A 13,783-nucleotide genomic window follows, 5' to 3' on the forward strand; every position below is an offset into this window, starting at 1 on the left:
ATGCCACCCTAGCGTCGCTGCGCTCCGACTGCCCGGCCGGATGGCCGTGGAACAGGTGGCCGGATGTGCGTGGAATGCCCGGCCGGATAAGCGTGGACTGGGTGGCCGGATGGCGTGGAATCCGCACCCATGTGGAGTCGCTCTTCGATGTATTGGATGACGGGCTATTCAGCAAGATGCCGGGCGCCAAAAAAAGCGCGGACGAACGTGTCAAGAATCGGCATGCGCGGGCGGAGGCGGAGGCCTGCTATTCCGTCAGCGAGATTTACCAGCAGGTCGTGAAGTTCATTGCTGATGTCTACATCCACAAACCGAATGTGAAGCTGGGTTTCAAGCATGGTCAGCGGATGTCAATCAAATTGGCGATGGACGAGGCGCTTAATCATTTCATGCCCCTGCCGCCGCCTTCATTAGAGCAGATCAGGCGGCTGATTTTGGATCTGAACCGTGCGGAGCGCCAGGTTCAACATTACGGTGTCGATTTCGAGGGCTTCCAGTTTCACAGCGCCGAACTGGCTCAACTGGCCAGAGAGCGCGTGCTCTCTCGTATCGACCTCCTGTTCAATCCCGAGGACTGCACGGCGATTTATGCCGTGCATCCGGACGACGGGACCTTGATTCGGTTGGATAACAAGATGATCGGTATGCCTTCCGTCAGTTTTGCGACGGCCAAGGCTCTGAAGGCAGCTTATTCCGCGAGTGGGCCGATGACCGGGCATGACTACCAACGGACCTATGCCCAGATGCTGGCGCAGTTCGCGGTGGACAGTCAGCGCCGCCGTCCGAAGATCAAGGCCAACAACCGGGCTATGCAGCAGCAGGAGAAGCTGGCGCAGAAAGCAGCGTTCAACGAGGAGATCGAAAAAGCTTTGCCGCAACTTACCGTCACTGCTCCGATTCCGAGTCTGTCGGATGACGACGATTTCCTGCCAGCCCCGCGTCAGGAGTTCAGCCATGAGCGTTGATCAGCGGTTTCGCCACGGATCCTCCGGTCTGTTGAGTGCACATATCAGGGGCATCGTGCAGTACGGCCCGTCTAGAGACTCCAGACTGCGAATGCGGTTTGTACTGGGAGCAGTGTGTGTCGGAAAAGCAGCCAACACCAATGTTCGGCGATTAGTGCCGAAAAATACGACCAATACGTTGTTCAGGGAGAGCGAGCACGATGAGCCGGATTGCAGATCAACTGGTCTTTCATGCACGTTTCAACAGCACCCGAGGGCACTTGGAGAGTGTGCTGGCGCGTGCCCAAGAAGGAGACCCACAAATCCTGCCGGTAGTTGGGCCGACGCGAGTTGGCAAAACCACACTGCTAGAGCTGTTTCTCAGGGAGCAGGCTGCCAAGTGCTCGGAGGGGCGTGAGGTGATTCGTGTAGTCAGCCCTAAGCACCTGACCGGAAGAGCACTGCCGGATGCCTGCTTGGTGGGCATCGGAATGAGCCCGGCGGTGTTTAACAACCACGTGGCAGCAACCAACGCTCTTATTCAGGCGCTGAGGCGACTGGAAACCCGGATGATCATTTTTGATGAGACGCAACACATGTTGGAGCGGGGCAGCTCAACGACAGTCCGGGCGGCAGCAGATTTTCTGAAACACCTCTACGACCAGGCGGGGGTTTCGCTGGTACTCGCAGGACTACCGACATTGACCGGGCTGTTCAGTGCTAATGAGCAACTGGCAGACCGCGCCCGTCGTCCAGTCGAGTATACCCCTTACTACTGGGATGGCCCAGATTATAGGGATTTCCGCGCGGCACTGGCCGGTGCGCTGGAGTACCTGACTGAAACTGGGTGGCAAACTTTCCCATTCAATGATGCCGAATTTGCCGCGCGTATGTATGTCGCGACTGCGGGACGTTACGGACTTATCAACAAGCTTTTCATGGAGGTGCAGGCTGTGCACGGCGGGAGGAAGACCGCCCACTACCAGGAGTTTGCTGCGGCGTATGCGCAGGTGGTGATGAACCGCTGGCTGGATTTCAATCCGCTGGATCCTGCGCGGCCTATCGAGACGGAGCACATGGCTCTGGTATACACCCAGGTCATGCGCGAGGCTGGCGTGGTGAAGCCATGCTGACGTTTATTTCCCCCCCGGCTGTCGACGAAAGCCTCAATGGCTATTTGCTGCGCTTGGCAGAGGAGAATTACCTCGGTTCAACCAATGCCTTGTTGCGACCGACAGGTGTCAGGATCAAGGCCCGCTATACCGGAGATGACCTGGTTTCACTCGCTCAAGTCCATGGGCTGCCACCGCAACAGCTCCAGCAGCTGTCTTCGTATTCGGCCATCCGAGGATCGATCCCGGCGGGGGCTTTCCTGCGCAAGGGTGAGATTGCCGTATGCCCTGCATGTCTGCGTGAGGCCGGCTATATCCGTCAGGCTTGGCACCATGAGCTGATCACCGTCTGCCCGACCCACCGCGTTCAGCTCGTTGATCACTGCCCCGCGTGCCAAGCACCGCTGGAGCTGAATCGCGCCGCTGTCTGCGCTTGCCGTTGTGGTTTTGACCTGACCGGGGCTCCTGCGGCAGCGGCGGATGTAGCCAACTTGCATATCGCCTCGCTACTCATGCTTCAGCCGGGGCGTGAAATTGCTCTGAGCGGTTTCGGTGAAGGCCGAGAAATGCCCGCAGACATCGACCGTTTCTGGCTCTTTCTCGCCAACCTGACGCTGAGCGTACCGCAGCGAAAAAATGCGGCCATCGATCTGGCGCGGGCCAGAGAGATCAATCGTGCCAGCTATGAAATCGCGGAAGATCTGGAACGCCGCTTTCCGGAATTTGTTGAGGCGCGAGTCCTGGCCGCGAATCAGCGCCAATCGAGTCGATTTATCCAGAACCTGGGCACTTGGTACAGGGAGCTGAACTCGGCATTTGCTGGCGAGGCCTATGCGCCGCTGCGTGACATGGCATACCGCGTCATCGTGGCTCAGGCCAATGCACCCATTAATCGCAAGCTGAAACAAATTGGTGCCGAGATGCTGGGGGCGAAAAGCACTTTTACCGCTGCCGAGGCTGCTCGCCAGTTGGGATCCTCGCCAGATCGCATCGTCTCGCTGGTCAAGAGTGGTCAGCTGGCAGGAAATATTCTCCAGGGCGCATCGGTGGAATTCTGTTTGGTGGAGCGGTCAGCCGTTGAGACCGAGCAGCGCGCGGCGGCGGGGCTGGTAGCGGGCAAGGATCTGCTCAAGGCCTTGAACATCTCCCGTCGTGTGCGTGACCGCATGGTCGAGTGTGGTGTGCTGACGCGGGTTGCTGATGGTGACAGGCCATTGTTTGCCAAGGGCGACTACCGGCAGGAAGACATCCAGCGGCTCCTCCAGATGCTGGCGGCTGCCTGTACCCACACTGAGGGGCGCAATCTGCTCGGCCTGGAGGACATTAGCGGCAAGCGATTCTCCAACCAACAGGCCAACGAGTTGTACCGTCTGATTTTTGCTGGGCAAATCAAGCCGGTGCACCAACTGCAAGGCATCACGGGCTTAGCAGCATTCCAGTTTGATCACGACGAACTCAATCAGCATCTCCGCCAGGGTACCGACCTGATGGAGCTGACCATCACCGATCTCTCGCGGATCACCCGCTGGAAACACGAGACGATAAAAAGCTGGGTGGAGGCTGGCTTACTCCCGCATCGCATGGAAAGCCGCGATGGCAAGAAGCAGATTTGGATCAGTGTGACGAATCTCATCACCTTCCTCTCGACTTACATCGTGGCGGCCGATGCGGCGGAGCGCCTAAACACCCGCTCGGTCTGGATGACCAAGGGGCTCACCCGCCAGGGTGTACTTGCCAAAGGGGCTCATGCCACGTCAGAGGGTAGCCTGCGCGGTCTCCTCCTTTCTACAGATGCACTGATCAACGTTGCCTCTGGGCGTGACCCTCATTGGCGGCGGAATAACGAGTCTGCCGAAGTGATCGGCTGATCAACCAGGAGGTGCAAGATGCAGGAACCCGATGACCTGTCCCGGATGGCCGATTTTCTCTACGGCAATGGCGTCCACTTGGATGGCTGTGAGTTGGAGGAGAAAGCGGCGATGGCTGAGGTGCGACGGCGCTATCCGCATAAACCATTTTGCCTGGTACGTCGGTGGATGCTGGTGGATCTGCTCGTTGCAGAGCAGACGCTGACCGGAATCCAAGCATCTGGTCGGTTGCCCCTGCTGGTGTTTGCGCATGAGGTCGTTTTCGACAGCGCCGGTCGTTTTGCTCCTGGTGACTGGGTGAGAAGCAGTCTCTGCATCACGTGTCCAGAGGACGGTTTTTTTGAGACCGGCAACACCGTTTACGTGCTGTTAGGAGACGGTTGCACGAAACAGGCCGACTACAAACTGCTGTTCAGCATCCATTGAGGACTGCCCTTATGCCGACCGACGTATTGAGTCCAGAAATGCTGACTTGCCGACAGCTCAGCCATCTGGCCAGAGCCATGCTGGTGCGATTTCCTGATGATTATCTTGTGACGGGTTTTCTTCTCAACGCTCGCATTACGCATCGTTGCCTGGAGGGTCACCTGTATAAAGACCGCTGGCGGTGGCACGTCGATGGCGTGTGGATCACCACTGCGGAGATCGCTGAATTGACCGAGCGTTACGGACGCTGGGTGATCAGGACGATGGATGGTGAAATCTATGTTGTGGCCGATTTTCATGCCCATGGGGGCCGCAAGTCGCTTCGTTACCTGGTCGAGCAGTTCGACAGTGCAGCGCAGACAGGGTCGCTTTGGTGTGTGCACTGAGCCGGTATGCCAAGGGCATGTTGAGTGCGGAGAAACCTCCAATAGAGACCGAGGGACGTAGCGATGACGACGACCAGTGACCCTGCCAGGGGGGAAGCAAGAGGCTGGTGCTGCGAAGTTTGTGGAGCGGAGGGGACTGGCCGCCAGTTCGGCACGCTCCACGCCCATTGGGGCGAAGGCTCCCAGCATGCTGGCGAGCAGTATCGGCTGCGCCTGTGCGAGCTCTGTTTTTTCCAGACGCTCGCACATCTGCGTCGGGAGCACGACGTCCAGCACTTGTTCGATGACGAGGGCATGGCCGATCCGGAGAGGTTCGGACGGATTGAGGTGACGACGGTGGAGGAGCCCGCAGCGGCCAAGCGGGTGGGTATGCTCCGAGATCAGCTGGGCCCGATTCCGGAGGATTTCGACGCCCTGGGCAGCGACGAGATCCGCCAGCGGTTTGAGGGTAGTGAGGACACGTCGGAGGATTGATCGGGGGCGGTCAGCTCGGCTGACCACGGCGGAGTCCCCTCGCCTGCGGGAGTCGAACCGCGCTGCGCATAATCGGGTAATCGTTCAATCCGTGCCGGGCGCAAGACCAGGCCAACAGGAGGAGCAGATTCATGGCGGAATACTACGACCGCGCCCGGCTGCAAGAGGAAGTATGGTCGGCGCCCCTGCGCGAAGTGGCGCCCGGGTATGGCCTCTCGGATGTGGGGCTGAAGAAGCTCTGCGCCCGCCTCCAAATTCCGACACCGGGTCGTGGCTACTGGGCCAAGCTGAAGGCCGGCAAACGGGTACCTGCTAGGCCGGAGCTGCGCGAGTATACCGGCCCGCGTGGTGCGCTGCTCAAGCCCACGCGGGCTGCCGCCGTACCCAGCAGTTCGCCGTCCAGCGAGCCCGTCGACCCGCGTCTCCAAGCGATCCTCAGCTATGAGCAGGATCCGGCCCATAACGTCCGAGTGGCGGAACGCTTGAGCCGTCCCCACCCTCTGGTGGTGAAGACCCGTGATGCCCTGAAGAAGCCTGCCCACGATCAGCGGGGTATCCCATTGCCGACTGAGCCGGCTCTGGATCTGAAGGTGTCTACCGCGCTGCTGCCTAGGGCATTGCGGGTGGCCGACGCCTTGCTCAAGGCCTTGGAGCAACGCGGCTACCGGGTCACGCTGGATGGGCGTTTCGTCCAGGTCGAGATCCTCGGCATCTCATCCTCGCTCAGCTTTTTCGAGCCGACGCGTCGCACTCGCTATGTCCCCAGTCCTGAGGAGATCGCCAAGCAGGCGCGTGGCCAGTGGGTCTACCTCCCCCAGTGGCAATACACGCCCTCCGGTCAGTTGCATGTGATCGCTGATCAGGGTTACAGCGGCAAGGTGGTCGACACGGCGAAGATACCCGTCGAAGACCAGCTTAATGCATTCATCCTGTATATGGCGCGCCGGGCGGTTCAGGCTCTGCTGGCCCGCGAGCAGCGGGCCATTCAAGAGGCTGAATTACGACGTAGGCGCGAAGAGGCTTTGGCGCGGAAGGCGCTTCAGGACGCGGAGCGGGAGCGACTCCAGCAGGTGGAGAGTGATGCGCAGGACTGGATGCGGGCCGAACAGTTGCGCGACTACCTGAGCGCCTTCGAGCAGCATGCCCTGTGGGCCGGAGGACTGACCGAGGAGCAACGCGCTTTCCTGGTCTGGGGGCGGGCTAAGGCCGACTGGTTGGATCCCCTAGTGGTGGCTGGAGACGAGCTGTTGGATCAGGAGATCGAAATCCCCTCCCCGTCTGGCTATGGGCGCTGGTGATTCAGGGGGTGACGGGCAGGGAGTAGTGCTCGGCGGTTGGCGCGCTGACAGGCTCAGAGCTGGTCGAGCACTTCGAGGGTTGGGGAGCGGTATACCAACAGGCTTGGCTGAACGCTTGTGGCGTGGCGCCTCTCCTGCGGTTACCTGCACCCGCAGCGGGCTGGCAGGCTGGTATCGCCGCTGCAAGCATTGGCGCGTATTCTGTGACCAGCTTCAAGGCGTGGGTGGATACACAGGGAGGTGTCGATGAGCTTGTATGAACAACAGGCACGCTACAGGCGCTTGTTTGCTGAGCACGCTGCTTGGCGCTTGTTGCATGCAGAGCATGCTCCTATCGTCTTGGCCTTTATCAGCGATCTGTTCGCTCAAGAGAGCGAGGTGCCCTTTGGCAAAGCGCGTGTCGCCCTGGAAGCGGAATTGCCTGCTTGGCAGGAAAGCTTTGGCTTGCAGGAAAACGCCGGCGCGCATCTGCGGCACTGGATTCAGTCCGGCTGGTTGCGTGAGCATGATGACCGGCTGACGCGCACGGACGCGTTCGAGCTTGCCCTCAGGTTTGCTCAGAACCTTGAGCAGCGCGACAGCAATGCCACTGCCTCCCATCTGCGTATCGTCCAGGACGCCGTTCGGGATCTGGCCGTCGCGCTCAGCCCCAATCCCGAAGAGCGCATCACCTTGCTCAGCGCACGCCGGGAAGCGTTGGATCGCGAGATTGAAGCGTTGCGTATGGGCATCGTTCCCGAGTTATCCGGGCCAGAACAGCGTGAACGCATTCGAGGCCTCTACCACTTAACCTCGGTTTTGACAGGCGACTTTCGCCGCCTGGAAGACGAAATCCGGCAGCTTGATCAGAAGATGCGTGTCCGGATGATTGAGTCTGAGACTGGTCGCGGTGAAGTCTTGCAAGCCTTGTTGGAACACGAGGGGGAGTTACTGCAAACGGATGCAGGACAAGCCTTCGATGGTTTCTTCCAGTTGCTGTGCGATCAGAATCGGATCATCGAGTTTCGCGAGCAATTGCGCTCAATCCTGGCGCGACCGGCATCCCAGCACCTCAAGCAAGAGGAGGCGCGCTATCTGGCACACCTGGTTCGTGAACTGACCAAGGAAAGCGAGCGCGTATTCCAGGTGCGGCGTCGTACGGGTGAGAGCCTTCGGGCCTTCGTAGAGAGCGGAGCCCAGCAAGAGCGCCGAGCGGTAGAGCTGCTGCTTCGACAGCTGGAGAAGCAGGCCGTCAACTTCAAGGATCATGAGCTGAGCTTTCGTGTGCCTGTTGCCGTTGACTTGCCTACCGGCAGCCTCCGCGTGCGCTCACCCTCTAGCATTCACCTGCGTCTGCCAGAGGAACGGCTGGATACCAGCCAGGTTACCGCGAACACCAATAGCCATATTGCAAACGCCGGCATGCTCGACCATCTCAACACGGTCAAGGTTCTGGAGGTCGCGGCAGATGTAAGGGCTCTCCTCAACCAGTTTGGCCCGATGACCGTGGCAAAAGTCGTTCAGTACCGTCCCATCACTGGAGGGTTGGAAGAGCTGGTGGCGCACGTTCGTATAGCCAAAGCCATCGATGCGATAGTGCTGGAGAGCTCTGAAAACCTTTTGGTGCCGGATCGGGCAGGCAATCGGATCCGCGCCACCATCCCAGCCTTGCTGATGGCCGCAGAACAGTTTCCAACGGATTTGGAGGAGCTCGCCTTATGAGCATGGATCACAAGCCTGATCAGCGGGCCCCAGCGCTTTTTGACCAGTTTCGGGCCGACGGCTATCAGCAGGATGAACCTCTGGAACAGGTTGAGTACACCGAGATGGATGATCCTGAGTCGCAGCCTTCTGAACCTGTAGGCAGCGGCATGCCCCTTGAGGCCCGTCGCGCGCTGGTTTTGTTGCTCCGACACGGCGTCGTCATGGCGGATACCAAGCGTCTGGCGTTCGAAGCGCTCTGCCGTCACGAGGTGCTGATTGCCGAGCATCTCGGCAACATGTTCATGCACATGCTGCTCGATCATAAGGCCGGGATTGCCATCCTTTTGCAGCAGGAGCTTGCTGACCAAGAAGATGAGGCGGATGAGGGATCTCGTCTCATCAACAAGCGCACGTTGAGTCTCTACGACACGCTGCTGCTGTTGGTCTTGCGCAAGTACTACCAAGAGCGAGAAAACGCCGGCGAGCAAAAAATCATCATCGATCTTGAGCGTATTGAAGCTCTGATGACCCCATTTTTGCCGCTCTCCAATAGCTCCAGGGGCGACCGTCGAGCGCTGAACGGCGCCCTGACGCAGATGAAGGATAAGCGCTTGATCAGCGCTGTGCGGGGAGATGACGAGCGCTTTGAAATCACACCGGTCATCCGTTATGTAGTCAACGCCGATTTTTTGGGGCGGCTATTGGCGGAGTATGAGCGCCTCGCAATTGATGCAGGGATGAGCGTAAACAGGGAGGTGCGGGATGTTTGAGGATGCGGTCATCAGCCCTACTGAGTTGTTCAGTACTGGGCAGATTCGTCTGGCTGAATTGTCCGTGTACAACTGGGGATCCTTCCATGGCTTGCACTCGGCACGAATCGACCGCGAGGGCACCCTGATTACAGGCGACAATGGTGCAGGCAAATCGACACTCATCGATGGACTGATGGCCCTGTTGTTACCCTCAAGCAAGGCGTCGTTCAATATCGCAGCAGCACAGGGGGATCGAGCGGATCGCACCCTGATGTCGTATATCCGGGGTAACTACGGCAAAGCTCACGATGGGAGCGAAACCGCCACCCTCCTGAAGCGAGCAGGGGCCACAGCCACTGGGCTTAGGGCACTGTATGTCGCCGAGGACGGCTCCAAGATCACCCTCGCCGCCTTGTTCTGGATTACCCAGGCCAGTAACTCGCTCAATGACCTCAAACGCCTGTTTGTGGTGGGTAAGCGAGACGTTCGCCTTGAGGAGCTGTTGCACCAATTTGGTGAGGGCAACGCCCGCGCGCTCAAACAGCACCTCAAGGAAGACCCCTTAGTCGATGTTTTTGACTCGTTTTCCGAGTACCAGGAGACCTATATCCGCCTTCTGCGGATGGAAAACAGAAATGCCCCTGCCCTGCTCTCGCGTGCGCTGGGCCTGAAGAAAATCGACGATCTCACCAGCCTGATCCGAGACTTGGTGTTGGAGCCCAGCCAGGTTAAGGAGTACGCCAGACAGGCGGTGAGCGAGTTCGATGATCTGGTAAGCATTCACGATGAGCTCGACGATGCACGACGCCAGCGAGATGCCCTAATAGGACTACCAGAGACGAGCCAGCTTCTCAACCAGGCCAAAAATGACCTGAGCAGATTGACTGCCGAGTCAGCAGGGCTGTCGGTGTACTTCGGTGAGCAATGCCACCGCCTCTGGGGGATGCGCCTGGCACAGATCAATGAAGAGTTGGTTCTGCTGCGGGCGGAGCAAGGCCGTCTAACCCAACTGGAGGAACAAGCGAATGTGCGGGTTCAGACGCTTTTCCATGCGTATCAGTCTCAGGGGGGGGAGCGCCTAGAGGGGCTGAGGCGTGATCTCCGGGATGCGACTTCTGCCCACGCGCAGATCGTTCGTGAGGCCCGTGCGTACCAGATGGATGCGAGGGAGCTGAACCTCCCTGAGACACTGTCTGCCGAGGTGTTCAAGCAGAACCAAGCGACAGCACAAGGCATCCTATTGGATATTCCTGAGCAACGGGAGCAGGCGCAGAATCGCTTTGCTCAAGCTGCCGGTGAGCTCTCCGAGAATCAGTTACGCCTTAACCGGCTTGCTGCGGAAATCCGGGAGATCGAGTCGAGACCAGACTCTAACATCGACCCACCCTACCAGAGGCTACGAGATGAGATCGTTGAAAGCTTGTCTCTGGACAGGGCAGAGATCGTCTTCATCGGCGAGCTGATCGACGTTCAGGAAGAGCACCAGCTGTGGCGTGGAGCAATCGAGCGGGCGCTGGGTGGGTTGAGAACCACCTTGCTGGTGCCCGAACATCAGTATCGACTGGTCACCAAGTGGTTGAATACCCGTCACACTGGACTGCATGTCCGAGTACAAGTAGTTCGGGCACATGGGCAGAGTACGGAGTTCATGCCTGATGGCTTTTTGAGGAAGCTGGTATGGCGTGAGCATGGCTACCGCGATTGGTTGAAGAAGCATCTCGCCCGTTTCGATCTGCATTGCGTCGACTCGACTGAGACCCTCGATCAGACCCCCTTCGCGATGACCATTCAGGGGCTCATGCACCTGGATCGGGGGCGGTTCGAGAAAAAGGATCAGCAGCGGGTGGACGATCCACGCCACTGGTATCTGGGTTTCAGCAACAAGAGCCGGCTGGCTGCTCTCAAAGCGGATTGCGTTGCGCTTGAGGGCACAGTGGCCAGGCTGGGGCAAGCCACCCAGACAGCCCGTGTTGCCATGGAAAACCTCGATAAGACGGTGCGGGTATGGGAGCGGGTTGCCAAGACCTCCTGGGCATCGATTGATGTTCAGGCAGCGCAGCAACGAGTGGATGGTCTCACGGCGGATTTAGCGGCGCTGGAGCAACCGGATAGTAATCTGGGAGTAGCAAAGGCACGTTGGGAGGCTGCCTGTACCGAGCAGACCCAAATACGGGACAAATTGAGTGAGGTAATCAGGACTCTCGGTGCCAAAGAGCGTGATATCGAGCACGCAGAAGCTTCGTTGGATGCAGCTTCTGACGCTGCTCAAGCAGGACTTCTGGACGTGGTCAGGGAATCCCTCTCCGGACGTGTGGGGCAGTTGCACCTTGAAGACCTAGAAATGGCCTCTGAGATCGAAGGGCGCCATCGCAAGACATTAGATGAGGCTAGGTCAGGGGCTCAGTCGCGGGTTACCTCTGCATCGAGCAAGGCTAGCGGGATCGTAGCCAGATTCAAAACAGAATGGCCCTTGGTTGCGAATGATTGGTTGAGTGGTATCGATGGGCTTGAAGAATATCTGGATCACCTCGCACACCTTGAGAGCGAAGGGCTACCGGATCTGGTTGAGCGTTTCCGCGAGCGATTGAATCGCAATGCGACCCAGTCTCTGGCCCGCATCAGCCAGGCCATTGGGGCCGAGCGTGAAGACATCCAGGATCGTATAGCGACCATCAATGAAGTCTTGGAGCGCACGGAGTTCAAGCAAGGCACCTTCCTCCGGCTGGGCAGCCGATCTGAGATCTATGAACACGTGAAGGCCTTCAACAGCCAGATGATCCGGGTGCTGGCAAGGGCGGGAAGTGATGACCACGAGGCGCGTTTTGAAGAGCTGAAGGAGTTGGTTGAGCGCTTGGAAAAGGCGACCAATCCTGCCACCTCTGGCAACCTAGAAAGCCTGCGCTTGCTAGATTCCCGCTATCAGCTCTCCTTTTATGCCGAAGAGGTTGAGAAGGACGGCAAAAGGGTTCGCGACGTTTTGGAGTCCTCCAGTGGCAAGTCAGGTGGCGAGAAGGAGTCATTTGCCGGGACGATTGTGGCGGCCAGTCTGGCCTATGTGCTGACTCCTGACGGATGTGATCGGCCACTTTACTGCACGGTCTTCTTGGATGAGGCCTTTTCCAACACGGCTGAGGCCGTGAGCCGTCGCGTGCTCAAAGTGTTCCGGGAGCTGAAGATCCACGTCAACCTGATCACGCCGTACAAGAATCTCAATCTTGCCAGGGAGTCTGCACGCTCTCTGCTGATTGCTGAGCGAGATCAGGACAAGCACGAGAGCCGCTTGTGTGAGGTCACCTGGGAGGAGATTGACCAGCAGCAGGCCCAGCGCGAGCAGCATGCCGCTCTGGTGGCTGCCAAATCACTGGGTATTGATGTGGAGTCTGCCTAATGAGGGAGTGGGGGCGCCTTCCGCAGGAGGTCATTGGGGAGCTCCTGCGAGTAGAGTGGGATCACCCTGTCAGGCTGAGAGAGCGCCTTGCGGGAGCGCGGCGCTTTCCAATCAAACAATCGCTGAAGCCGCCAACCGGTAGTCAGGCCCTTGAGGACGTTGGGCATTTCCATGATTACGTTGCGGCATGGCGGCGTTGGCCCAAACCGCATCAAGTGATCTGGATGTCTCGGCAGTTCCGCCAGTTAGGGGATTGCGACGTCCCAGTAAGGCTGGAGATCGAGTCGGTTCAAGCGCTAATCGAGGTTTTGGGGAAGCCAGCCATTGATAGGAGTATGGGTTGGACGGCTCGAATAGAGCCTCTTCTCGCTCTCGAAAAAGGCTTGTACCCGACGTTGATCAAGCAGCTCTTGGAGTTGGAGAAGCTGCCTGTTGAAGGCGCCAAGCTGCTGGCGCATGTGCTTCCACAGCTTCATCGCGGCATGGGTGAGGGGCGGTATTTGAGAGCACTGCCGCTCCGGGGGATGGATACCAAGTTCTTAGAGGTTAACCAGTCGCTGGTTGTTGCGCTGCTTGATGGGCTTCATGGGCAGGAAGTCTCAAGTAGTGGGGGGCTCGAGCAGTGGCTGGGGTGCATCCCAACCCCTTCAAATTGGCTCTATGTGAGGCCGTTATGCCCAAAGGTGCGTGGACATTTAGCTGGGTTCGATCTCCTTCGCCTCCCGCTAGAACAGCTTTTGGAGCATCCCCTACCCGGCGAGCGCGTGCTGGTCGTGGAAAATCTACAGTCTGGGTTCGGATTGCCGGATCTTCCTGACACTGTTGCGGTGTTCGGTGGCGGGCGGAATACCGTCTGGCTTCAGGCGCAATGGCTAGCCGAGAAGCGCATCGGCTACTGGGGGGATTTGGATACCTGGGGACTGAAATTTCTAGCGGATGCTAGATTCATGCAGCCGCATATTGAGGCCTTGATGATGGACAAGGCGACCTTGCTTGCTCACATAGAGCGAGGCGTTAGTGAAGGATCCTCAGCAACTCCCCCCCAACGAGGCCTGACTGCTGATGAAGATGCGCTATTTAAAGAGCTTCGTTCGGGAGCGCTCGGCATCGGGCGGTTGGAGCAGGAGCGACTGTCCCAAGACTATGTAGTGAAAAGCTTGCACCGCTGGTTGGGAGGTGCAAAGTCTTGCAGGCCAGCATGGTTGGAGTAAACTAGGCGCAGATTTTGACAATTTGTCAATTTTTGGGAAGCCTCCTAATAGATCGCTAGTCGATATGGCTTCCCCCCTCCAGAGCCCCTAAATTCGCGGGGGTGCAATTAACTTTGGCCAAGGCTAGGTTTTGGGCTGTTAACTTTTCCCGACACGGAAATTAACTTTGGCCAAAGTGCTTGTCTAACCCCATTTTTCGGTTGTGTCAAAGTCGGTTATCTTTGCGCACCTCCAGCAATAT

The 13,783-nt window shown here is 58.4% G+C and carries 11 protein-coding genes; all 11 read left to right on the top strand.

The window, feature by feature from the left end; genetic code table 11:
- Positions 1-965 (top strand): Mu transposase C-terminal domain-containing protein (locus KRX52_RS06180; RefSeq protein WP_217680494.1); only part of this gene is annotated, 965 nt, incomplete at its 5' end.
- Positions 966-1,165: 200 nt separating this feature from the next.
- Positions 1,166-2,077 (top strand): TniB family NTP-binding protein, encoded by a 912-nt coding sequence (locus tag KRX52_RS06185; protein WP_217680496.1) that lies wholly within the window; start codon positions 1,166-1,168, stop codon positions 2,075-2,077.
- Positions 2,071-3,924: a TniQ family protein gene (locus tag KRX52_RS06190; RefSeq protein ID WP_217680498.1), complete on the top strand. Its 1,854-nt coding sequence runs from the start codon at positions 2,071-2,073 to the stop codon at positions 3,922-3,924. The genes KRX52_RS06185 and KRX52_RS06190 overlap by 7 nt, the downstream gene beginning before the upstream one ends.
- An 18-nt stretch (positions 3,925-3,942) precedes the next feature.
- Positions 3,943-4,350, top strand: coding sequence for a DUF6957 family protein (locus KRX52_RS06195; protein WP_217680500.1), 408 nt, complete (start codon positions 3,943-3,945; stop codon positions 4,348-4,350).
- A gap of 11 nt (positions 4,351-4,361) precedes the next feature.
- The gene (locus KRX52_RS06200; protein ID WP_217680502.1) at positions 4,362-4,736 is read left to right on the top strand and encodes a hypothetical protein; all 375 of its coding nucleotides are present in this window, start codon (positions 4,362-4,364) and stop codon (positions 4,734-4,736) included.
- 63 nt (positions 4,737-4,799) lie between these two features.
- Positions 4,800-5,210, top strand: coding sequence for a hypothetical protein (locus KRX52_RS21040; RefSeq protein ID WP_217680504.1), 411 nt, complete (start codon positions 4,800-4,802; stop codon positions 5,208-5,210).
- A gap of 131 nt (positions 5,211-5,341) precedes the next feature.
- Positions 5,342-6,508 carry a hypothetical protein gene (locus KRX52_RS06210; protein ID WP_217680506.1) on the top strand — a complete coding sequence of 389 codons (1,167 nt, stop codon included), beginning with the start codon at positions 5,342-5,344 and terminating at the stop codon, positions 6,506-6,508.
- Positions 6,509-6,754: 246 nt separating this feature from the next.
- Complete coding sequence (locus KRX52_RS06215; protein ID WP_217680508.1) at positions 6,755-8,209, top strand: DUF3375 domain-containing protein; 1,455 nt, start codon at positions 6,755-6,757, stop codon at positions 8,207-8,209.
- Positions 8,206-8,961: a DUF4194 domain-containing protein gene (locus KRX52_RS06220; protein WP_217680516.1), complete on the top strand. Its 756-nt coding sequence runs from the start codon at positions 8,206-8,208 to the stop codon at positions 8,959-8,961. The genes KRX52_RS06215 and KRX52_RS06220 overlap by 4 nt, the downstream gene beginning before the upstream one ends.
- Positions 8,954-12,331: an ATP-binding protein gene (locus tag KRX52_RS06225; protein WP_217680518.1), complete on the top strand. Its 3,378-nt coding sequence runs from the start codon at positions 8,954-8,956 to the stop codon at positions 12,329-12,331. The genes KRX52_RS06220 and KRX52_RS06225 overlap by 8 nt, the downstream gene beginning before the upstream one ends.
- On the top strand, positions 12,331-13,542 hold the full coding sequence (locus KRX52_RS06230) for a DUF3322 domain-containing protein (protein ID WP_217680520.1): 1,212 nt from the start codon (positions 12,331-12,333) through the stop codon (positions 13,540-13,542). Before KRX52_RS06225 ends, KRX52_RS06230 begins: the two co-directional genes overlap by 1 nt.
- The last annotated feature ends 241 nt before the right edge of the window (positions 13,543-13,783 follow it).

It is taken from the genome of Geopseudomonas aromaticivorans, from assembly GCF_019097855.1.
Classification (GTDB): Bacteria; Pseudomonadota; Gammaproteobacteria; order Pseudomonadales; family Pseudomonadaceae; genus Geopseudomonas; species Geopseudomonas aromaticivorans.